The 19135-nt window shown below is 61.4% G+C and carries 22 protein-coding genes; 11 read left to right on the top strand and 11 right to left on the bottom strand.

Annotation, left to right across the window (positions count from 1 at the left end):
- Positions 1-199: 199 nt before the first annotated feature.
- A complete protein-coding gene (locus ACTJK9_RS11555; RefSeq protein ID WP_064598677.1) occupies positions 200-922 on the top strand; it encodes a response regulator in 723 nt (240 codons plus the stop codon).
- Positions 919-2529, top strand: coding sequence for an ATP-binding protein (locus ACTJK9_RS11550; protein ID WP_007957745.1), 1611 nt, complete (start codon positions 919-921; stop codon positions 2527-2529). The genes ACTJK9_RS11555 and ACTJK9_RS11550 overlap by 4 nt, the downstream gene beginning before the upstream one ends.
- 6 nt (positions 2530-2535) lie before the next feature.
- Here the strand turns inward: ACTJK9_RS11550 and ACTJK9_RS11545 are convergent, their stop codons facing one another.
- Both ACTJK9_RS11545 and ACTJK9_RS11540 read right to left on the bottom strand, forming a co-directional pair.
- Positions 2536-3261, bottom strand: coding sequence for a 4'-phosphopantetheinyl transferase family protein (locus tag ACTJK9_RS11545; RefSeq protein WP_440813918.1), 726 nt, complete (start codon positions 3259-3261; stop codon positions 2536-2538).
- 152 nt (positions 3262-3413) lie between these two features.
- Positions 3414-4205 carry a dienelactone hydrolase family protein gene (locus ACTJK9_RS11540; protein WP_440813916.1) on the bottom strand — a complete coding sequence of 264 codons (792 nt, stop codon included), beginning with the start codon at positions 4203-4205 and terminating at the stop codon, positions 3414-3416.
- Positions 4206-4347: 142 nt separating this feature from the next.
- On the opposite strand from ACTJK9_RS11540, the gene ACTJK9_RS11535 reads away from it, so the two are divergent.
- From ACTJK9_RS11535 to ACTJK9_RS11525, 3 genes are all read left to right on the top strand, one after another.
- A complete protein-coding gene (locus ACTJK9_RS11535; protein ID WP_064598671.1) occupies positions 4348-4953 on the top strand; it encodes a hypothetical protein in 606 nt (201 codons plus the stop codon).
- Positions 4954-5104: 151 nt separating this feature from the next.
- Positions 5105-5782, top strand: a complete 678-nt coding sequence (locus tag ACTJK9_RS11530) for a response regulator transcription factor (protein WP_039772894.1) — start codon at positions 5105-5107, stop codon at positions 5780-5782.
- Complete coding sequence (locus ACTJK9_RS11525; protein WP_085610714.1) at positions 5779-7125, top strand: ATP-binding protein; 1347 nt, start codon at positions 5779-5781, stop codon at positions 7123-7125. Before ACTJK9_RS11530 ends, ACTJK9_RS11525 begins: the two co-directional genes overlap by 4 nt.
- Positions 7126-7230: 105 nt before the next feature.
- On the opposite strand, the gene ACTJK9_RS11520 is transcribed toward ACTJK9_RS11525, so the two are convergent.
- Together ACTJK9_RS11520 and ACTJK9_RS11515 are read right to left on the bottom strand one after the other, a co-directional pair.
- Positions 7231-8292 carry a S8 family peptidase gene (locus ACTJK9_RS11520; protein ID WP_085610713.1) on the bottom strand — a complete coding sequence of 354 codons (1062 nt, stop codon included), beginning with the start codon at positions 8290-8292 and terminating at the stop codon, positions 7231-7233.
- A gap of 159 nt (positions 8293-8451) precedes the next feature.
- Positions 8452-9450 (bottom strand): AraC family transcriptional regulator, encoded by a 999-nt coding sequence (locus ACTJK9_RS11515; protein ID WP_085610712.1) that lies wholly within the window; start codon positions 9448-9450, stop codon positions 8452-8454.
- Positions 9451-9803: 353 nt separating this feature from the next.
- On the opposite strand from ACTJK9_RS11515, the gene ACTJK9_RS11510 reads away from it, so the two are divergent.
- Together ACTJK9_RS11510 and ACTJK9_RS11505 are read left to right on the top strand one after the other, a co-directional pair.
- The gene (locus tag ACTJK9_RS11510) at positions 9804-11138 is read left to right on the top strand and encodes a dicarboxylate/amino acid:cation symporter (protein ID WP_074688172.1); all 1335 of its coding nucleotides are present in this window, start codon (positions 9804-9806) and stop codon (positions 11136-11138) included.
- Positions 11139-11283: 145 nt separating this feature from the next.
- Positions 11284-12465 (top strand): CaiB/BaiF CoA transferase family protein, encoded by a 1182-nt coding sequence (locus ACTJK9_RS11505; RefSeq protein ID WP_440813911.1) that lies wholly within the window; start codon positions 11284-11286, stop codon positions 12463-12465.
- 36 nt (positions 12466-12501) lie between these two features.
- Here ACTJK9_RS11505 and ACTJK9_RS11500 read toward each other — a convergent pair whose 3' ends face one another.
- Both ACTJK9_RS11500 and ACTJK9_RS11495 read right to left on the bottom strand, forming a co-directional pair.
- Positions 12502-12996 carry a SprT family zinc-dependent metalloprotease gene (locus ACTJK9_RS11500; RefSeq protein ID WP_007957760.1) on the bottom strand — a complete coding sequence of 165 codons (495 nt, stop codon included), beginning with the start codon at positions 12994-12996 and terminating at the stop codon, positions 12502-12504.
- Positions 12997-13156: 160 nt separating this feature from the next.
- On the bottom strand, positions 13157-13759 hold the full coding sequence (locus ACTJK9_RS11495; RefSeq protein WP_007957761.1) for a Yip1 family protein: 603 nt from the start codon (positions 13757-13759) through the stop codon (positions 13157-13159).
- A 289-nt stretch (positions 13760-14048) separates the two neighbouring features.
- On the opposite strand from ACTJK9_RS11495, the gene ttcA reads away from it, so the two are divergent.
- The gene (gene ttcA / locus ACTJK9_RS11490) at positions 14049-14873 is read left to right on the top strand and encodes a tRNA 2-thiocytidine(32) synthetase TtcA (RefSeq protein ID WP_064598661.1); all 825 of its coding nucleotides are present in this window, start codon (positions 14049-14051) and stop codon (positions 14871-14873) included.
- Between the two features lie 68 nt (positions 14874-14941).
- Positions 14942-15616 (top strand): DNA-3-methyladenine glycosylase I, encoded by a 675-nt coding sequence (locus ACTJK9_RS11485; protein WP_039772888.1) that lies wholly within the window; start codon positions 14942-14944, stop codon positions 15614-15616.
- 81 nt (positions 15617-15697) lie between these two features.
- Here ACTJK9_RS11485 and ACTJK9_RS11480 read toward each other — a convergent pair whose 3' ends face one another.
- Genes ACTJK9_RS11480 through arsC form a run of 3 tightly spaced genes read right to left on the bottom strand, consistent with a single transcriptional unit; the run spans position 15698 to position 17071 of the window.
- Complete coding sequence (locus tag ACTJK9_RS11480; protein ID WP_440813906.1) at positions 15698-16123, bottom strand: DUF2069 domain-containing protein; 426 nt, start codon at positions 16121-16123, stop codon at positions 15698-15700.
- 1 nt (position 16124) lies between these two features.
- Positions 16125-16721 carry an NAD(P)H:quinone oxidoreductase gene (gene wrbA / locus ACTJK9_RS11475; RefSeq protein WP_007957765.1) on the bottom strand — a complete coding sequence of 199 codons (597 nt, stop codon included), beginning with the start codon at positions 16719-16721 and terminating at the stop codon, positions 16125-16127.
- Positions 16718-17071 carry an arsenate reductase (glutaredoxin) gene (arsC, locus tag ACTJK9_RS11470; RefSeq protein WP_085610708.1) on the bottom strand — a complete coding sequence of 118 codons (354 nt, stop codon included), beginning with the start codon at positions 17069-17071 and terminating at the stop codon, positions 16718-16720. The genes wrbA and arsC overlap by 4 nt, the downstream gene beginning before the upstream one ends.
- 114 nt (positions 17072-17185) lie before the next feature.
- Between arsC and ACTJK9_RS11465 the strand changes: the two genes are divergently transcribed.
- A complete protein-coding gene (locus ACTJK9_RS11465) occupies positions 17186-17653 on the top strand; it encodes a TlpA disulfide reductase family protein (protein ID WP_085610707.1) in 468 nt (155 codons plus the stop codon).
- Positions 17654-17713: 60 nt separating this feature from the next.
- Here ACTJK9_RS11465 and ACTJK9_RS11460 read toward each other — a convergent pair whose 3' ends face one another.
- Together ACTJK9_RS11460 and ACTJK9_RS11455 are read right to left on the bottom strand one after the other, a co-directional pair.
- Positions 17714-18118: an META domain-containing protein gene (locus ACTJK9_RS11460; RefSeq protein ID WP_039772881.1), complete on the bottom strand. Its 405-nt coding sequence runs from the start codon at positions 18116-18118 to the stop codon at positions 17714-17716.
- Positions 18118-18552, bottom strand: coding sequence for a hypothetical protein (locus ACTJK9_RS11455; protein ID WP_085610706.1), 435 nt, complete (start codon positions 18550-18552; stop codon positions 18118-18120). The genes ACTJK9_RS11460 and ACTJK9_RS11455 overlap by 1 nt, the downstream gene beginning before the upstream one ends.
- 133 nt (positions 18553-18685) lie before the next feature.
- Between ACTJK9_RS11455 and ACTJK9_RS11450 the strand changes: the two genes are divergently transcribed.
- Positions 18686-19126, top strand: coding sequence for a hypothetical protein (locus tag ACTJK9_RS11450; RefSeq protein WP_440813902.1), 441 nt, complete (start codon positions 18686-18688; stop codon positions 19124-19126).
- Positions 19127-19135: the final 9 nt, after the last annotated feature.

The raw sequence follows: 19135 nt of genomic DNA, 5'->3' as shown, positions 1-19135 counted from the left end.
AAATGCCGCGGCGGAATTTTGAGGGCGCGAACCCTATCACAAAAATCCGCCTTGTCCGAACGCATTTACCGACTTGTGTTCTGGTTGTTCGCCGTTTATACAATCGGCCCATGCGCACGCATTCTTATCCTCCTTAAAGATGACAAAAAGACGGGAGGATCCTTCCTTTATAAGCAGCATCGGCAAGCAGAGGTCACTCGTGGAGCAAGAAGCCTGGCAGGTATTGATCGTCGAGGATGATCAGCGTCTGGCCGAACTGACCCGGGAATACCTGCAAGCCAACGGATTGCGCGTGGAGATCGAAGGCAACGGTGCACTGGCGGCGGCGCGGATCATCAAGGAACAGCCGGACCTGGTGATCCTCGACCTGATGCTCCCCGGCGAAGACGGCCTGAGCATTTGCCGCAAGGTTCGCGACCGCTACGACGGGCCGATCCTGATGCTCACCGCGCGCACTGACGACGCCGACCAGATCCTCGGTCTCGACCTCGGTGCCGACGATTACGTGTGCAAACCGGTGCGCCCACGGCTGCTGCTGGCGCGCATCCAGGCGTTGCTGCGACGCAGTGACACACCGGAGCCATCGGCAGGCAATCCCCGTCGGTTGCAATTCGGCCCGCTGGTGGTGGACAACGCGTTGCGCGAAGCCTGGCTCAGCGACAGTGGCATCGAGCTGACCAGTGCCGAATTCGATCTGCTCTGGCTGCTGGTGTCCAACGCCGGACGGATCCTGTCCCGGGAAGAAATCTTCACCGCGTTGCGCGGCATCGGCTACGACGGCCAGGACCGTTCGATCGATGTGCGCATTTCGCGCATCCGCCCGAAGATCGGCGACGACCCCGACCATCCGCGCCTGATCAAGACCATTCGCAGCAAAGGCTACCTGTTCGTGCCGGAAGCCTGCGCAGACCTGCCGCTGTGAATTCGATCTTCCTGCGCATCTATGGCGGCATGTGCGCGGCGCTGATTCTGGTGGCGGTGCTCGGCGTGCTGGCGCTGCACCTGCTCAATCAGGTGCGCAGCGAGCAGTATCGCGAGCGTCTGGCCCACGGCACGTTTTCGCTGATGGCCGACAACCTGCAACCGATGAACGAGACCGAGCGCCATCGCGCCTTGCTGGTGTGGGAGCGACTGCTCGGGATTCCGCTGGCGCTGAAAACCTTTGCCCAGACCGACCTCGACCTGACTCAGCGCACCCGGGTGCAGCGCGGCCAGGCGCTGGTCGAACAGACCGGCCCGCACGCGGCCAAGGTCTATCGGCTGGTCAGCGACAAGGATCAACTGGTGCTGGTGGGCGAGGTGCAGCAGATCAGCGAGCAACTGGCCCGGGCGACCATTTATCTATTGGCCGATGAACTGGTGCGGGTGCCGGTGGGCGAGCAGCCCAAACGGCTGGCGCAATTGAAGGAAGACAAAGGCTTCGGCTTTGATTTGCGGCTGGTCACGGTCAGCGATGCCGACATGGATGAAGACCAGAGCCGTCGGGTGTCCGAGGGCGATACGGTGATGGCGCTGGGCAAGGGTGGCGATTCGATCCGGGTGTTCGCCGGTATGGTCGGCACGCCGTGGGTGCTGGAAATCGGGCCGTTGTATCAGATGAACCCGTACCCGCCGGAATGGCTGGTTTTGATCGCGGCCCTCGGGCTGACCCTGATCGGCCTGATCGTCTATTTATTGGTGCGGCAGCTCGAACGGCGTTTGCGCGGGCTCGAGGCTGCCGCCACGCGCATCGCCAAGGGCAGTCTGGAAACCCGGGTGCCGGCCCGGGGTGCCGACTCGGTGGGCAAACTGGCGGCGGCGTTCAACGGCATGGCCGAGCACTTGCAGCAGTTGCTCGCCATTCAGCGTGAACTGGTGCGCGCGGTGTCTCACGAATTGCGCACGCCGGTGGCGCGCCTGCGTTTCGGTCTGGAGATGATCGGCTCGGCCACCACCCCGCAGGCGCTGGAAAAATACCGCGAGGGCATGGACCACGACATCGAGGACCTCGACAAACTGGTCGACGAAATGCTCACGTACGCCCGGCTGGAGCAGGGCTCGCCGGCGTTGACCTTCCAGCGCATTGACCTGGATGCGCTGGTCAATCAGGTGATCGAAGAGCTGGCGCCTCTGCGTGCAGAAGTCACGGTGCAACGCGGTCTGTGCCTGTCAGCAGCGGATTGCGATGACGCCTGGGTCGAGGCCGAGCCGCGTTACCTGCACCGCGCCTTGCAGAATCTGGTGAGCAACGCCATGCGCCATGCGCGTTCGAAGGTCACGGTCAGTTATCAGGTCGGGCAAATGCGCTGCCGGGTGGATGTCGAGGACGACGGCCCCGGTGTGCCGGAAACCGCCTGGGAGAAAATCTTCACGCCGTTCCTGCGCCTGGACGACAGTCGCACCCGGGCGTCCGGTGGGCACGGGCTGGGCCTGTCGATCGTGCGGCGGATCATCCACTGGCACGATGGCCGGGCGTTGATTGGCAAGAGCAAGAGCCTGGGCGGGGCTTGTTTCAGTCTGAGCTGGCCGAGGAATCAGGAGCGGCGCTAAAAAACTTCAGGCAGGAATGCTGACCAGACTCAGCAACTGCCCGTCCTGCACGCCAAATTGCGCATCGAGTTCAGTGCCGTTGCGCCATTCACTGGACAGATCCGTCAGCAACCGCAACCGCACCTGACCCTGTTCATTCCACTCCAGCACTTCGGCGTGTTCGAAGTAGAAGCGCTGCTGCACGATCGGGTACAGCGCCTTGAACAGGCTTTCTTTCACCGAGAAGGTCAGGGTCACCCACAACGCAATCTGATCTCGGGAGCCGGCGGCCATGCGCTGCATTTCCGGCGGGGTCAGGATCTCTCCGGCCAGTCGTTCGGCGCGTTCGGCGTTGAGCAGGTTTTCCAGGTCCATGCCCAGTCCGCGCCAGTGCTGCTTGTTGGCGACAATCGCCGCCGCACGGCCGGTGCTGTGGGTGATCGAGCCGCAGATGTGCGCCGGCCACACCGGTGCACGGTCCTCGCCGATCGCCGGAACAGTGCTTGAGCCTTCCAATTGCTGCAACGCGGCCCGGGCGCAAATCCGCCCGGCGAGGAATTCCGCCTGCCGCTTGGCCACTGAACGCTGAATGCTCGGCGGCGGCTCGATGGCGCTACGACGAAAGTCATCGCCGAGTAGTCGCGACGGGTCGAAATGGGTGCTCAGAAATACGGTTTCGGGCAACACCGTCGGCAGTGGCCAATGGGCATCGAGCGGCGTGCAGCAGGCGGGGAGGAAAGGGCTGGCATTCATGGCGGGCATTTTGCCGGTAAGCGTCAGGGCTGGGTAGTGGCAAGGTTTAAATCGGCGGCGCGATCATCGCCAGCAGGCTGGCTCCCACAAACGCTCGCCATGCATATGTGGGAGCCAGCCTGCTGGCGATGGCCGCGCCGCGATGTCTCTGCCTAACCAAATATTTTCTTGAAAAACGCCTGCATGTCCGCCCAGGATTTTTCATCTGCAGCCTTGTTGTAGCCGATATCCGGGCCACCGTGATCGCCGTGGCTCAGGCGATCCGCGTCGGGATTGCTGAAACCGTGCTTGGCGCCGTTGAGGCTGACGAATTGATAGTCGGCGCCGGCCTTGTCCATTTCCGACTTGAACGCCGTGACGTTGTCCGGGGTGACCATACTGTCCAGCGCGCCATGTTCGACGAGGATTTTCGCCTTCACAGTGCCAGGCGCAGCCGGGGTCTTGGTGGCCAGCGCGCCGTGGAAACTCACCACGCCGGCCAGCGGCACACCCTGACGCGCCGCATTCAGCACCACGCCACCGCCGAAGCAGTAACCGATGGCGGCGATTTTATCCTTGTCGGTCTGCGGCTGTTTCTTCAACAGATCCAGCCCGGCCTGAAAGCGCTTGCTGGCGGCATCGGCGTTTTGCGTGGCCGCTTGCATGAACGCCATCGCGTCTTTCGGGTGCTCGGTGTTCTTGCCTTCACCGTACATGTCGATGGCCAGCGCGCTGTAGCCAAGCCCGGCGAGGTCCCGGGCGCGGCGCTTGGCGTAGTCGTTCAGGCCCCACCATTCATGCACCACCACCACGCCGGGGCGCGGGCCCTTGATCGCGTCGTCGTAGGCGTAGTAACCGATCAGCTTCGTGCCGTCGGCGCTCTGATAGGGGATTTCCTCGGTCTTGATCGCAGCCTGGCTGAGGCTGCTTAAGGCGAGAAGGGCGAGGGTCAATAGCAGGCGCATGATCGGGTCTCCGGACAATAAGGGGTCAAAACAGCCTAGTTCATTTCATTCAGGCGAGGTTCAGAGAGCGTTCAGGGGCGGTACAGGGGAGGCTCAGTAACCTTGCGCCATACCCAAACAGCACTGTGAAAGAGGAAACTCCATGACTCGTTTAAATAAACTGCTGCTGGCTTTTACCGTAATGAGCGCCAGTATCGCGGCCCACGCCGACACCACCAGCAACTTCGCCGGCCTGACCTTTGGCCAGACCAGCGACAAGATCAAGAAATCCAACGCCCTGAACGACAACCTCGGCCACCCGGACGCCACCGCGGCCATCGACGGCAACAACACCTACGGCCTGCGTCTGGGTCAGCAAAACAGCCAGGGTCGCTACTACGCCACCTACGACAACGTGTCGGGCTCGCACAATGGCATTAAACTGCGCCAGGAAAACCTGCTGGGCAGCTACGATCTGTTCTACCCGGTGGGCGGCAGCACCAAGCTGTTCGGCGGTGCCACGGCGGGTCTGACCAAGCTGACCCAGGATTCGCCAGGCTACAGCCGTGACAGCGACATCGGTTACGCCGTCGGCGGTCAGTTCGGTGTGCTGCAGCAAGTCTCGCAGAACACCTCGGTCGAACTCGGTTACCGTTACCTGCGCAGCAACGCCAGCACCGAGATGAAAGAGAGCGGCGGCAGCAAGCAAGGCTCGCTGGACTTGACCAGCAGCGCCCAGACTTACCTGTCGGCCAACTACGCTTTCTAAAGCGCGGCTTGCCCTGGCCCCTGTGGGAGCTAGCCTGCTAGCGATAGCGTCCTGACAGTCGACATCATGGTCGGCTGTCAAATCGCAATCGCTAGCAGGCTAGCTCCCACAATTGGTTGTCTGGAGATTTCGTTTTACCCGGGAGAAGGTTATGAAACTGTTGGTCGTCGAAGATGAAGCGCTGTTGCGCCATCACCTGCAAACCCGCCTGACGGAGAGCGGTCACGTGGTCGAGTCCGTGGCCAACGCCGAAGAGGCGTTGTACCAGACCGGGCAATTCAACTTTGACCTGGCAGTGATCGACCTCGGCCTGCCGGGCATGGGTGGGCTCGACCTGATCCGCCAGTTGCGCTCGGGCGGCAAGACCTTTCCGATCCTGATCCTCACCGCGCGCGGCAACTGGCAGGACAAGGTCGAAGGCCTGGCCGCCGGCGCCGACGATTACGTGGTCAAGCCGTTCCAGTTCGAAGAGCTCGAAGCGCGGCTCAATGCGTTGCTGCGCCGCTCCAGCGGTTTCACCCAGTCGACCATCGTTGCCGGCCCGTTGCTGCTGGACCTGAATCGCAAGCAGGCGAGCCTCGATGAGCAACCGCTGGCGCTGACCGCCTACGAATACCGGATCCTCGAATACCTCATGCGCCATCACCAGCAAGTGGTGCCCAAGGATCGGCTGATGGAGCAGTTGTACCCGGATGACGACGAGCGCGATCCGAACGTGATCGAAGTGCTGGTCGGCCGTCTGCGCCGCAAGCTGGAAGGCCCGGCCGGGTTCAAGCCGATCGACACCGTGCGCGGCCTCGGTTACCTGTTCAATGAGCGCTGCACTTGATCCGTTCCCTTCGCGTCCGGCTGATGCTCGCCGCCACCACCCTGGCGGTGTTGTTCATGCTCGCGTTGCTCCCGGCGATGCAGGGCGCGTTCAGCCTGGCGCTGCAGGACTCGATCGAGCAGCGGCTGGCGTCCGACGTCACCACGCTGATCTCTGCCGCGCGGGTTGAAAACAACCGCTTGATGATGCCGGCGCAGTTGCCCGACGAGCGCTTCAACCTCACGGACAACCGCCTGCTCGGCTACATCTATGACCGCGAAGGGCATCTGGTCTGGCGTTCGAAGGGCACCCAGGAAGAAAAGATCAACTACACGCCGCGCTACGACGGCCTCGGCAACGAGTTCGCGCGGATCCGCGAAGCCAACGGGCAGGAATTCTTCGTCTATGACGTCGAAGTCAAACTGCTCGGCGGCAAGAGCGCGGCCTTCAGTATCGTGGCCCTGCAACCGGTGCGCGAATACGAAACCACCCTCGAAGGCCTGCGGGAAAATCTCTACCTCGGTTTTGGCGCGGCATTGCTGGTACTGCTGGCGCTGCTGTGGATCGGCCTGACCTGGGGTCTGAAAGCCTTGCGCCGGCTTAGTCAGGAACTTGACGAAATCGAAGGCGGAACCCTCGAAAGCCTCAGTGAACAACACCCGCGCGAACTGCTGCGACTGACCGGTTCCCTCAACCGCCTGCTGCACAGCGAACGCCAGCAGCGCAGCCGTTACCGCGACTCCCTCGACGATCTGGCCCACAGTCTGAAAACCCCGCTGGCGGTATTGCAGGGCGTCAGCGAAGACATGGCCCAGCGTCCCGAAGACCGAGATCAGGCCTGGGTGCTGCAAACCCAGATCGAACGCATGAGCCAGCAGATCGGCTACCAGTTGCAACGCGCCAGCCTGCGCAAAAGCGGTCTGGTACGCCATCAGGTGCGCCTGCGCCCGGTGCTGCAAAGCCTGTGCGACACGCTGGATAAGGTCTACCGCGACAAACACGTGCGCGTCGCCTTCGATCTGCCGGAGCACTGTTACGTGCCGATCGAGCAGGGCGCCTTGCTGGAGATGATGGGCAACCTGCTGGAAAACGCCTACCGTCTGTGCCTGGGCGAGGTGCGCATCAGCGTGCGCGAAAGCCATTCCGGAATGGAGCTGTGCATCGAAGACGACGGCCCCGGCGTACCACCTGATCAGCGCGCACGGATTCTCGAGCGTGGCGAACGCCTGGATCGCCAGCATCCGGGGCAGGGGATCGGGCTGGCAGTGGTCAAGGACATCATCGAGAGCTACAGCGCGAAACTGACCCTGGGTGATTCGCCGATGGGCGGGGCGGCGTTCAGGATTCACTTTCCGACAATTTAAACGTTGACTTTTTGGCCTCTGTCGGCAGCAAATCGGCGATGACATCAGTCGCATTGCTTTCACTGCTATCGTGTCAGCCCTTCATGTTCGCCGGCCTCGGCCCCGTCAATCAACCATGGACTGCGGGGCCGGACGAGAAGCTGCTTCAAGATCCAGCAGGCCCCGACCGTATGCTTCACTGTTTGCATAGATGCCTGTCCGGTTCGCGGTGCTCAGCAGGCGTTCGCGGACTTGTTGTGGCGTGAGTTCCGGATAGCGGCTTTGCAGAGCTGCGAGCGCTCCGCTAACCAGCGCGGCAGCGGGCGACGTGCCAGCGGTCTCGGTGTATTGACCATTCTTGTTGGTGGTCAACAGGCCTTGGTCGGAACCTGAGTCACCGCCCGGTACAGCGATGCACCAGGCTGCCGCCACGCCGCAGTAGTTGGATTTCGCATTGATGGTGCTGCCATCGCTCTTCAGGGCAACCACCGCGATCCAGCCTTTTTCAAGTTCAGGCAGGGCGAGCGGCAAACCAGGTTCGGCCAAGGGTTCCCGTTTCAACTCGTTTCCGGTCGGGAACACGAAGACCGCCCCTTCCTGAACCATATTCCGCGCTGTGGCCAATGATTCCGGCATGACCTGGTTGTAGCGCGCCTCATTGATCTCGGTCGCCGGGATGGCGTTGGCCCAGGAGTTGTTGAAGATCCGCGCGCCCTTGTCGAAACCTGCTTGCCAGGATTGTGCTATCTCGCTATCAAAGAAAAATGGTTCGTTGTCGTCACCGAAGCGATAAGGGATCAACTGAGCGCCGAAGGCAATACCGTGCATGCCTTTGTCGTCCTTGTTGGCCGCCAGAATGCCGGCCATTTGGGTGCCGTGACCAATTCGGTCGAAGGTGCCGACCCGGTTTTCGACATAATCGAATCCCGGATCCCTCAGCCTGCCCTGAAACTCCGGCAGATTGTCGTTCAAACCCGAGTCGACAACGGCTACAGCCACGTCCTGACCGGTGCCGCCACGAGCATAGAGAGCCGACGCATTAACGATTGCGAGAGCTTTCTGAGCCCGATATTCCGGCGTCTCGTACGGCGTTGGATCAATGGAAGGCTGTACTGGATTTACCAGGCACCCCGTCAACAGGAATGGCAAAGCAAGTGTGGTGAGGGTTGCAATGGGTGATTGAAGCATGGTCGTTCCTTCATGAAGCTCCGTGCGCATCAGGCTTCCTGCCAGATGCAAAGGTTGCGGAGGGTGATTGTCTTGAAGGGGAACCCTATCAGCAGAAAGGAAGGTTCAGCAGGGAGGCAAAGTGCCCAGTTTGTTTCCTTCTATGGCGAATGACCTTTTTCAGTGTTCTTGCGCTCGATACGCCCCCGGCGTCAGTCCCGTCCATTTCTTGAACGCCCGATGAAACGCCGACGGCTCGGAAAACCCGAGCTGTTCGGCGATCTGTTGCAACGACAGATCGGCCCGCCCCAGGTGATAAATCGCGATGTCCCGCCGCAACTGATCCTTCAATTCCTGAAAACTGGTGCCTTCCTCGCGCAGATGCCGGCGCAGGGTTTGCGGGCTGATGTGCAGGTGCGCGGCCACGGCTTCCAGATCCGGCCAGCGTGCGCTGTCGTGGCTGAGCAAGCGACGCAGTCGGCTGCTCAGGCTGTTGCCGTCGTCCGGGCGGGACAGCAGGTCGGCGGGGGAGCGTTCGAGGAAATGCTTGAGGGTGCGTTCGTCCTGCAACAGCGGCATGTGCAGATAGCGGCTGTGAAATACCAGGCTGCTTTGCGTTGCCGAAAATTCCAGCGGGCAGGAAAACAGCAAATCGTATTCCGCCCCGTGCGCCGGTTTCGGGTAGCTGAAGCTCGCCTGTTCAAGACGAATCCGCTGGCCGATCAGCCAGCTGCCGAGGCGATGCCAGATCACCAGCAGGCTCTCGCTGAGAAAGTGATCCGGGTCCCACAATTGCGCATCGTCGAGGCTCAGGCGCACCCATTCGTCTTCATGGGTCAGGGTCAGGCGCGGGGCTTCGGGGAATAGGCTATAAAACAATAAGCCGCGTTGCAGAGCCTTTTCCAGGCTGCGGCAATGAATGATCGCGTGGCACATCATGGCGAAGCTGCCGGGTTTGCTCGGCGCGTTGCCGAAACCCAGGTATTCGTCGTCCAGGGCCAGCCACAGGTTCTGGATCAACTGGGTGAATTGTTCCGGGGCGATCCGCGCGCGCGGCTCGTCGAGCAGTTCGGGGCTGATGCCCAGTTGCTGCAGCAGGTCCGAATAGTCGTAACCCGAGCGCCGCGCGCCACCGAGGGCGGCGCGGGCAAAGTGACTGGCGATGGTGCGTTCGCGCATGAGCGGCAGATCCTTCCTCTGGCGACCGATGGTAGCGGCTGCCTTTGATCGGTAACAAGGCGGATTTCCGCCAAATTGTAGGACGAGGTCGGGCGAGTTGGCGGAAATCCGCCACACTTGAGTCACCGAATGGTGACACAGAAAAACTCGAATCCCCTGATATCAAAAGGCTTGCAGCGATTTGCACCAAAGTGGCACGACGTTTGCGATAAGAGCCACAGAAGCGTGCGCCGAGCCGGTCCGGAAAAGCGCCGTTCGACACAACAAATCCCTCCAGTGCAGGAGGGTTCGCAATTCAGGTGTCGCGTTCAACAGATGGATGTTGCCACGCGGGACTCTTGAGGAACTTTGCAATGACGACTCGTCAGCCACTGTACAAATCCCTGTATTTCCAGGTGATCGTTGCCATCGCCATCGGCATCCTGCTCGGTCACTTCTACCCACAGACCGGTGTGGCGCTCAAGCCACTGGGTGACGGGTTCATCAAACTGATCAAAATGGTCATTGCGCCGATCATCTTCTGTACCGTTGTCAGCGGCATCGCCGGCATGCAGAACATGAAATCCGTGGGCAAGACCGGCGGCTACGCGCTGCTGTACTTCGAAATCGTTTCCACCATTGCCCTGCTGATCGGTCTGGTCGTGGTCAACGTTGTGCAGCCGGGCGCCGGCATGCACATCGACGTCACCACCCTGGACGCCTCGAAAATCGCCACTTATGTGACGGCCAGTAAAGACCAGAGCATCGTTGGCTTCCTCCTCAACGTGATCCCGAACACCATCGTCGGCGCATTCGCCACCGGTGACATCCTGCAAGTGTTGATGTTCTCGGTGATCTTTGGCTATGCGCTGCATCGCCTGGGTTCGTACGGTCGTCCGCTGCTGGACCTGATCGATCGTTTCGCCCACGTCATGTTCAACATCATCAACATGATCATGAAACTGGCGCCGCTGGGTGCGCTGGGTGCCATGGCCTTCACCATCGGTGCCTACGGTGTCGGCTCGCTGGTGCAGTTGGGTCAGTTGATGATCTGCTTCTACATCACCTGCATCCTGTTCGTGCTGGTGGTTCTGGGCGCGATCTGCCGGGCCCATGGTTTCAGCGTACTGAAGCTGGTGCGCTACATCCGTGAAGAACTGTTGATCGTACTGGGTACGTCCTCCTCCGAATCGGCGCTGCCACGCATGCTGATCAAGATGGAACGTCTGGGCGCGAAGAAATCGGTGGTAGGTCTGGTCATCCCGACCGGCTACTCGTTCAACCTCGACGGTACCTCGATCTACCTGACCATGGCGGCCGTGTTCATCGCTCAGGCGACCGACACCCACATGGACATCACCCATCAGATCACCCTGCTGCTGGTGCTGCTGCTGTCCTCCAAAGGCGCAGCCGGTGTGACCGGTTCGGGCTTCATCGTACTGGCGGCCACCCTGTCGGCCGTAGGTCACCTGCCGGTGGCCGGTCTGGCGCTGATCCTGGGTATCGACCGCTTCATGTCCGAAGCCCGCGCCCTGACCAACCTGGTCGGCAACGCCGTAGCGACCATCGTCGTGGCCAAGTGGGTCAAGGAGCTGGACACCGACGTGCTGCAATCCGAGCTGGCCTCGGGCGGTCGCGGTATCTCTGACGAGCGTCAAGAAGACGACCTGGGCGTGGCCGAAGGCCCGACCCCGAGCAATGTGAAGTAAGCATCGCTCGAATGGAAAAACCCGCTTCGGCGGGTTTTTTCTTGTCTGCTGTTTGAGCGCAACGGTCAGCGCAACTGATGGATCCGGTAATTGCCCCATCGCCGAGGGCTGCCTAGGCTGCATGCATCGTTGATGGAGAATGCCCATGTCTGCACCGCTGGCCTCACTGAAGATTCTGGATTTCTCGACCCTGCTGCCGGGGCCGTTCGCCTCGCTGCTGCTGGCGGACATGGGCGCCGAGGTACTGCGCATCGAATCGCCGACCCGCCTCGACCTGGTGCGGGTGTTGCCGCCTCACGATCACGGCGTCTCGGCCAGTCACGCTTATCTCAACCGCAACAAGCGCAGCCTGGCACTGGACCTCAAGCAGCCCGAAGCGCTGGAGCTGGTGAAGCAGTTGCTGACGGATTACGACATCGTGCTGGAGCAATTTCGCCCCGGTGTGATGGAGCGGCTGGGGCTGGGTTACGAGGCGCTGAAGGCGATCAATCCGAAGCTGATTTATGTGTCGATCACCGGTTACGGCCAGACCGGGCCGTACAAGGATCGCGCCGGCCACGACATCAACTATCTGGCACTGGCCGGGCTCTCCAGTTACACCGGGCGCGCCGACAGCGGGCCGTTGCCGCTGGGCATGCAGGTGGCGGATGTCGCGGGCGGCTCGCTGCACGGGGTGATCGGCCTGTTGGCGGCGGTGATTTCTCGCCAGCAGACGGGGCAGGGCACCCATCTGGACGTGAGCATGACCGACTGTGCATTCAGCCTGAACGCCATGGCCGGAGCCGGGTATCTGGCCTGCGGCGAAGAGCCGGGCTGGGAAGAGCAGATGCTCAATGGCGGCAGTTTCTACGATTACTACCGCTCTCGAGACGGGCGCTGGATGTCGGTGGGCAGTCTGGAACCGGCCTTCATGCAGCAACTGTGTGCGGCGCTGGGGCGGCCGGAACTGGCGGCGCAGGGCTTGTCACCCAAACCCGAACAGCAGCGGGCGCTCAAGGACGCCTTGAAGGTCGAGTTCGAGAAGCATGACTTTGCCGAACTGTGTGAGCTGTTCGCCGGAATCGATGCCTGTGTCGAACCGGTGCTGAACCTGGGCGAGGCGGTGCGGCATCCGCAATTGCAGGCGCGGGAACTGGTGACGCAGGTGCCCCGTGGCGATGGCTCGGCGCAGGCGCAGATCGCTTGCCCGCTGAAGTTTTCCGAGGCATTGCCGGCGCCGCGACATGTCGGGGCGGCGCTGGGGCAGCATACGGATCAGGTGTTGGCGGAGTTGGGGTTGAGCCCGGAGCGGATTGCCGAACTACGTGCCGCGAAAGTGGTTTTGTAGCTCGTTCCCACGCAGAGCGTGGAACGAGGTGGGGACTTACTCGACCCGCATCTCGCCACTGAACACCAGCGTATTGCGACAGCGCCGGCACAGATACCGCCGCCCCTGCCGGACCAGGCTATGGCGCTGCGCCGAAAACGGAAAATCGCTATCCGCACACGGACATTTGTAGATGTAGCGGGTCACGCTGCGGCGTTTGACTTCATAGGTGTGACAGCGATCCGGTGGCAATTCGTAAACGCCGCGCATGATCAGTTGCCACTCCTCGCCGTGGGGCTGGATGCGGTCGCCGAACAGCTGGTGGGCGATCAGGTGTGCGACTTCGTGGGCCACGGTCTGCTTGAGGAAGTGCTCGGTGTTTTCCCGGTACAGCTGCGGATTGAAGCGCAGCAGGTTCTCGTGCAGATGCGCGACCCCGGCTTTTTGCCCGCGCAGCTTGAGGCTCACCACGGGGCGTTTGAAAGGACGTTTGAAAAAGGATTCAGCGAGTTGGAAACAGTCTTCGACGCGGGTATTGAGTTGCTCGGGCATGCTTGATGGATCTCCAGAGGCGTCGAGTATGCCGCAACCCCGGGGCGTTGCGAATCGTCGAACTGCCGAATGGTCGTCGCTCTTTTTCAACCGGCACGAGAAGGCCGCCTTGCGGCGGCCTGTGTTGGCGGATCTTGTTTTTCTCGGGATCAACCGATTGCTAATTGGTGTAGACGGGCCCTACGCCCAGTCCCCAGACAATCACGGTGAACGCCATGATGGCCACCAGCACCACCAGACCCACCGCCAGTACCGAGCTGGAAAACAGGAAACCCTCGTCGGACGGAATATTCATGAAGGTCGGCAGCCCCACATACAACAGGTACACCGTGTAGCAGATGGCCGCCGTGCCGACGATCATCCCCAGCCACATGTGCGGGTAGAGCGCCGCCAGTCCGCCGACGAACAGCGGTGTCGCGGTGTAGGTGGCAAATGCCACGCAACGGGCCAGGCTCGGGTTGGCGTCATAGGTGCGGGCCATCCAGTGCACGAAGGCACCCATGACCGCGACCCCGCCGAGCATTGCCAGATAAGACATGATCGTCATCCACAACGCGCTTTCGACGGTGAGCATCACCGGTGCGCGGTTGCCGATCACCCAGCCGACCTGGGTGGTGCCGATAAATGCCGAAACTGCGGGGATCGCCGCCAGAATCAGCGTGTGCGTCAGGTACATGTGGCTGATGCTTTCTTCCTGGTCGCCACGGATTTCCTTCCATTCCTGATCGGGGTGGGTAAAAAGTCCCACTACGTGATGGATCATGCCAGTCACTCCTCTCGTTATTGCCATCGCCCCCCAGCGGAGCGCCTACGGGCCAATGCGGCCGAGCAAATACAGGTCTTCAGATTGTGTGCGACCTTATGTCGCAGTATAGAAAGGTCTTAACCGCACAGGTGATAGGGGCTTAGAGCAAATCGCGCTGTAAAACCTCGGGGTAATCGCGTCGGGGTCTGTGTAAACAGGCATTTGAGGGGGCGACAACCTGTGGCCACAAGCCCAGTGTTTTTGCGTAAAATGCCCGCCTTTCGTCACACCTCACGGATTTCGCGTCATGGGCACTCTTACGGTCAACCAGAACAAACTGCAAAAGCGCCTGCGCCGCCTGGCGGGCGAAGCCGTCACCGACTTCAACATGATCGAAGACGGCGACAAGGTCATGGTCTGCCTGTCCGGGGGCAAGGACAGCTACACCATGCTCGACGTGCTGATGCACCTGCAGAAGGTTGCACCGATCAAGTTCGAGATTGTCGCCGTGAACATGGACCAGAAGCAGCCGGGTTTCCCCGAGCACGTGCTGCCGGCCTACCTGAAAGAGCTGGGCATCGAGTACCACATCGTCGAGAAGGACACCTACTCGGTAGTCAAGGAGCTGATCCCGGAAGGCAAGACCACTTGCTCGCTGTGCTCGCGCCTGCGTCGCGGCACGCTGTATACCTTCGCCGACGAAATCGGCGCGACCAAAATGGCCCTCGGTCATCATCGCGACGATATCGTCGAGACGTTCTTCCTCAACATGTTCTTCAACGGCAGCCTCAAGGCCATGCCGCCGAAGCTGCGCGCCGACGATGGTCGCAATGTGGTGATCCGTCCGCTGGCCTACTGCAACGAGAAAGACATCCAGGCCTACTCGGACTTCAAGCAATTCCCGATCATCCCGTGCAACCTTTGCGGTTCCCAGGAAAACCTGCAGCGGCAGGTGGTCAAGGAAATGCTGGTGGACTGGGAACGCAAGACCCCGGGCCGCACCGAAAGCATTTTCCGCAGCCTGCAGAACGTGATCCCGTCGCAACTGGCCGACCGTAACCTGTTTGACTTCACCAGCCTGAAGATCGACGAGACGGCGGCTTCGCGTTTCGTCAATGTGGTGAACCTGTAAGTGATCTGATCGCTCGAAAGAAACGGCGCTCGCGGGCGCCGTTTTCAATTCATTTTTTAGGAGAGGGCATGCGCGACTACAAGTGGCTGCACGAATACTGTCTGAACCGCTTCGGTTCGGCGGCTGAACTGGAAGCCCATCTGCCCGTTCCCAAGACCCCGGCGCAACTGCGCAAGATCAGCGACGACCGTTATCTCTCGACCATGGCCCTGCGGGTATTTCGCGCCGGGCTCAAGCACAGTCTGGTGGACGCCAAGTGGCCGGCCTTCGAAGAAGTGTTCTTCAAGTTCGACCCGGAAAAGGTCGTGCTGATGAGTGCCGAACACCTTGAGCGGCTGATGCAGGATGCGCGGATCATCCGTCATCTGGGCAAGCTGAAAAGCGTGCCGCGCAATGCACAATTCATTCTGGACGTCGAGAAAGAGAAGGGCAGTTTCGGCGCGTTGCTGGCCGACTGGCCGGTGACCGACATCGTCGGTTTGTGGACCTACCTGAAAAAGCACGGCCATCAATTGGGCGGGCTGTCGGCGCCACGGTTTTTGCGGATGGTCGGCAAGGATACGTTTGTGCCGAGCTACGACGTGGTCGCGGCGTTGAATGCACAGAAGATCGTCGACAAGGCACCCACCAGCCTGCGGGATCTGGCGACGGTGCAGAACGCGTTCAACCAGTGGCATGAAGAGAGTGGCGGACGGCCGATGAGCCAGATCTCGATGATGCTGGCGTACACCGTCAATCATTGAGCTCAGAGTGATCGTTCCCACGCGGAGCGTGGGAACGATCCAGAAACCTGTGGGAGCTGGCTTGCCAGCGATAGCGGTCTGTCAGGCGACGGAGATTTCGCCTTCGCCCGCCAGTTTGCGATTCAGCTGATACCGCCAGCGCACATACAGCAACGCCGAGCAGAACACCGCCAGACTGGCGATCATCTCCAGCACGCCAAACAGCTGCCGGCTCGGGTCGTATGCGGCCAGCGCGCCCTTGATGAAATACAGGTTCACCACAAAGCACATCCACGAATGCCCGCGTGCGCTGCCCGTGATCATGCCCGGTGCGAGCACGATCCACGGGATCAGCTCGATCAGCAGAATCACCCACGGCCGCGCGCCGTGCAGGTCGGCGAACACCAGGTAATAAGCGGCAAGCAGTCCGGCCAGGCCGAAAAAGCACAGCAGACTGATCACCCGCATGGCCCGCACCCGTGGCTCCAGCCATGCGACGGCGGGCAGGACTTTCGGCTTTCTGGCCATCTCAGTTCCCCAGCTTCTGGGCGGTCTTGGCCAGACGTGCACCGAGGGCGCGGCACAGCGCCACTTCGTGCTGATCGAGACCACTTTTACCGTCGGCCCCAGCGTGATGGCTGGCGCCGTAAGGCGTGCCGCCGCCCTGGGTTTCCAGCAGCGCCGATTCGCTGTAAGGCAGGCCGGTGATCAGCATGCCGTGGTGCAGCAGCGGCAGCATCATCGACAGCAGGGTGGTTTCCTGACCACCGTGCAGGCTGGCGGTGGAGGTGAACACTCCGGCCGGCTTGCCGACCAGCGCGCCGGTCAGCCACAGGTTGCTGGTGCCATCGAGGAAGTACTTGAGCGGCGCGGCCATGTTGCCGAAACGGGTCGGGCTGCCGAGGGCAAGACCGGCGCAGTTCTTCAGGTCATCCAGCGTGGCGTACAGCGCGCCTTCATCCGGAATGTCCGGTGCCACGGCTTCACACTCGGTGGAGATCGCCGGCACGGTGCGCAGGCGTGCTTCGAGACCGGCCTGCTCGACGCCACGGGCGATCTGCCGGGCCATCTCGTTGGTCGAGCCGCTGCGGCTGTAATACAGAACCAGAATGTACGGCGCACTCACGGCAGCAGCTCCAGGATCTGCTCCGGTGGACGGCCGATAATGGCTTTGTCGCCGGCTTCGAGAATCGGTCGCTCCATCAACTTCGGATGCGCCGCGATGGCTTCGATCAATTGCTGCTCGGTGAGACTGGCGTCGGCCAGGTTCAGGGTCTTGTACTCGTCTTCGCCGGTGCGCAACAGTTGCCGTGCGCTGATTCCCAGCTTGCCGAGCAGCGCCTTGATCTGCGCGGCGTCCAGCGGGGTTTCGAGGTAGCGCACCACGTTCGGCGTCAGGCCACGGGCTTCGAGCAGTTCGAGCGCACCGCGGGATTTCGAGCAGCGCGGGTTGTGATAAAGCGTCAGATCGGTCATGGGCGGGTCGCTTCTTGCGTAGAGTGGCGGCTATTCTAACTGTGCAGCGCGCAATCCAGAACCTTGGGAGGCGATGGGTCGCAGGCGCATTCAATTTTTCACAAGGAACACGACATGACACGGGCACTGGCAGCGGCATTGACGATCATCGGGGCGTTGATGCTGGGGGGCTGCGGTAACGACTACGGCATCGACCAGAACGGGCAGAAAGTGGCGTCCGAGCGCCTCGACAAACAATGGGTCGTGCTCAACTACTGGGCCGAATGGTGCGGCCCGTGCCGCACGGAAATCCCGGAACTCAATCATTTGGCCGAAGAGCTCAAGGGCAAGAAAATCGGCGTGTTCGGGGTCAACTTCGACAACGTGCAGGGTGAAGAGCTGAAGAGCGCCAGCGAAAAACTGGGCATCAAATTCACGGTGCTGGCGCAGGATCCGTCGGAACTGTTCGAACTGCCGCGCAGTGAGGCCTTGCCGGTGACCTACATCATCGACAACAAGGGCAAGGTGCGGGAGCAGCTGATGGGTGAGCAGACGGCGGCGGGGGTGATGGCGAAGCTTGAGGCGTTGCAGGCGACCAACTGATTCGCCTTGGCTGATCGTCGCTGATCGTTCCCACGCAGAGCGTGGGAACGATTCGAAGGATCAGCCTTCTTCCAGCCACCAGCGCAACGGCTTGCCTTCAGCCGGCCAGAAACGCATCTGCTCGATCGGCGAGATATCCCAGCGTTCCACGTGTTCCAGGGCCTGGAGGAAGCGTTGCTCCTGCTCCATCAGCGCCGGGGCACAGAGTTTGCGGGTCTTGCCGATCTTGCCGAAGCTCAGCTTGTCGCCTTCCAGAGTGTACGGCGCGAACCAGTGGTTGCAGCCGCCATTGCCATACGCCCGGCCATCATCGCCAAGGGTCACGGTCAGGTGGCTGTAGTCCATCAGCGGACGCTCGCCGATCCATTCCAGAATGTAGCTGCGGTTCTGTTGCAGTTGCACAGGCTCCGCGGCGCAACCCATCAGGCCGGCGCCGACAACAGCGGTCAGGGCCAGGTGTTTCATCACGCCGGCTCCTGGCATTTCGGGCACAGGTGCTTGTCGCCAACGGTTTTCCAGCCGAGCTCGGCGATGCGTGCGGTGGCGGCCGGTTTTTCCGCAGGCTTGCCCAACTTGGCGTCCACGGCGAATTCGAAGCTCAGCTCCCTGGCGCAGCTGTCGCAGTTGACCTGCCAGGTGTGGATCGCCAGCTCACCAAACACCGGGCCGGTGGTCATGGCAGTCCATTGGCCCGGCGGGTTGATCAGGTGGCGGACGGTGTCGACGGTCAGACGCATGGACAAGTCCTTGCTGCCTTTGAGGGTTACGACCAGCACGTCGCCGATGCGGATCGAGCCACCGTTGCCGGTGACCTGATAACGGCCCGGAACCAGGGCGCGGCATTCGGTGAGGGTGTGTTGCGGGTTCATCAGGGTGTAGCGGAAATCGTGTTCGACCATGGGTCCTCCAAATATGCGCGACATGCTAGCACGGGCTTGATTGCAGAATGATGCGCGCGTGCGACCTTCGATCCGGTTCAAATCGACACCGCAGTCGTGGCAAACTGCCGCCTTCATTTTCAAGGAACGGAACATGGCGCTGATCGAATGTTATGAATGCAAGCGGAGCATCAGCTCCGAAGCCACGGCATGCATTCATTGCGGGGCCCCGCTGGCAGAGGCGCCTGCTTCGCACGCCCGGACGGGCACGTCGACAATTTCCTTTGGCAGCCTGCCGCGCAACAAGGCCGTGCCCGAGGCTTATGTTCCGCCGCCGGCACCCGAGCGGCCGAAGATCATGCCGGCCGCTGCGGGGCGACGCCGTCGTTCGCAGCCGGTCGAGCCGGTGTTGAACCCGGATGGCTCGCGCCCGGTGGAAGGCTGGCTGAAGATCATGGCGTTTCTGATGCCGGTGGTGTTTGTCTGGTTCCTGCTGCGCAACGGGCACTCCCTCAAGCAGCGTTTACTGGGGTTCGGCTGGCTGGCGCTGTTGATCCTGTGCGTGGCGATTACCCCGACGCCGCCTCCGGTCTGAGTCCGATCG

It is taken from the genome of Pseudomonas sp. 22082 (genome assembly GCF_052046055.1).
In the GTDB taxonomy this organism is placed as follows: domain Bacteria; phylum Pseudomonadota; class Gammaproteobacteria; order Pseudomonadales; family Pseudomonadaceae; genus Aquipseudomonas; species Aquipseudomonas pharyngis.
The sequence above is the reverse complement of the archived record's forward strand: the minus strand, read 5'-3'. Positions and strand labels throughout refer to the sequence as shown.

Bases quoted from the DNA above. Each gene is read 5' to 3' on its own strand.
- ACTJK9_RS11450 (WP_440813902.1), top strand. From the start codon at position 18,686: ATGGCGCTGATCGAATGTTATGAATGCAAGCGGAGCATCAGCTCCGAA.
- ACTJK9_RS11520 (WP_085610713.1), bottom strand. From the start codon at position 8,292: ATGCTTCAATCACCCATTGCAACCCTCACCACACTTGCTTTGCCATTC.
- ACTJK9_RS11515 (WP_085610712.1), bottom strand. From the start codon at position 9,450: ATGCGCGAACGCACCATCGCCAGTCACTTTGCCCGCGCCGCCCTCGGT.
- ACTJK9_RS11460 (WP_039772881.1), bottom strand. From the start codon at position 18,118: ATGAAACACCTGGCCCTGACCGCTGTTGTCGGCGCCGGCCTGATGGGT.
- ACTJK9_RS11495 (WP_007957761.1), bottom strand. From the start codon at position 13,759: ATGATCCATCACGTAGTGGGACTTTTTACCCACCCCGATCAGGAATGG.
- ACTJK9_RS11500 (WP_007957760.1), bottom strand. From the start codon at position 12,996: ATGCCCGAGCAACTCAATACCCGCGTCGAAGACTGTTTCCAACTCGCT.
- ACTJK9_RS11540 (WP_440813916.1), bottom strand. From the start codon at position 4,205: ATGCGCCTGCTATTGACCCTCGCCCTTCTCGCCTTAAGCAGCCTCAGC.
- ttcA (WP_064598661.1), top strand. From the start codon at position 14,049: ATGGGCACTCTTACGGTCAACCAGAACAAACTGCAAAAGCGCCTGCGC.
- ACTJK9_RS11465 (WP_085610707.1), top strand. From the start codon at position 17,186: ATGACACGGGCACTGGCAGCGGCATTGACGATCATCGGGGCGTTGATG.
- arsC (WP_085610708.1), bottom strand. From the start codon at position 17,071: ATGACCGATCTGACGCTTTATCACAACCCGCGCTGCTCGAAATCCCGC.
- ACTJK9_RS11535 (WP_064598671.1), top strand. From the start codon at position 4,348: ATGACTCGTTTAAATAAACTGCTGCTGGCTTTTACCGTAATGAGCGCC.
- ACTJK9_RS11485 (WP_039772888.1), top strand. From the start codon at position 14,942: ATGCGCGACTACAAGTGGCTGCACGAATACTGTCTGAACCGCTTCGGT.
- ACTJK9_RS11545 (WP_440813918.1), bottom strand. From the start codon at position 3,261: ATGAATGCCAGCCCTTTCCTCCCCGCCTGCTGCACGCCGCTCGATGCC.
- ACTJK9_RS11505 (WP_440813911.1), top strand. From the start codon at position 11,284: ATGTCTGCACCGCTGGCCTCACTGAAGATTCTGGATTTCTCGACCCTG.
- ACTJK9_RS11480 (WP_440813906.1), bottom strand. From the start codon at position 16,123: ATGGCCAGAAAGCCGAAAGTCCTGCCCGCCGTCGCATGGCTGGAGCCA.
- ACTJK9_RS11510 (WP_074688172.1), top strand. From the start codon at position 9,804: ATGACGACTCGTCAGCCACTGTACAAATCCCTGTATTTCCAGGTGATC.
- ACTJK9_RS11530 (WP_039772894.1), top strand. From the start codon at position 5,105: ATGAAACTGTTGGTCGTCGAAGATGAAGCGCTGTTGCGCCATCACCTG.
- ACTJK9_RS11455 (WP_085610706.1), bottom strand. From the start codon at position 18,552: ATGGTCGAACACGATTTCCGCTACACCCTGATGAACCCGCAACACACC.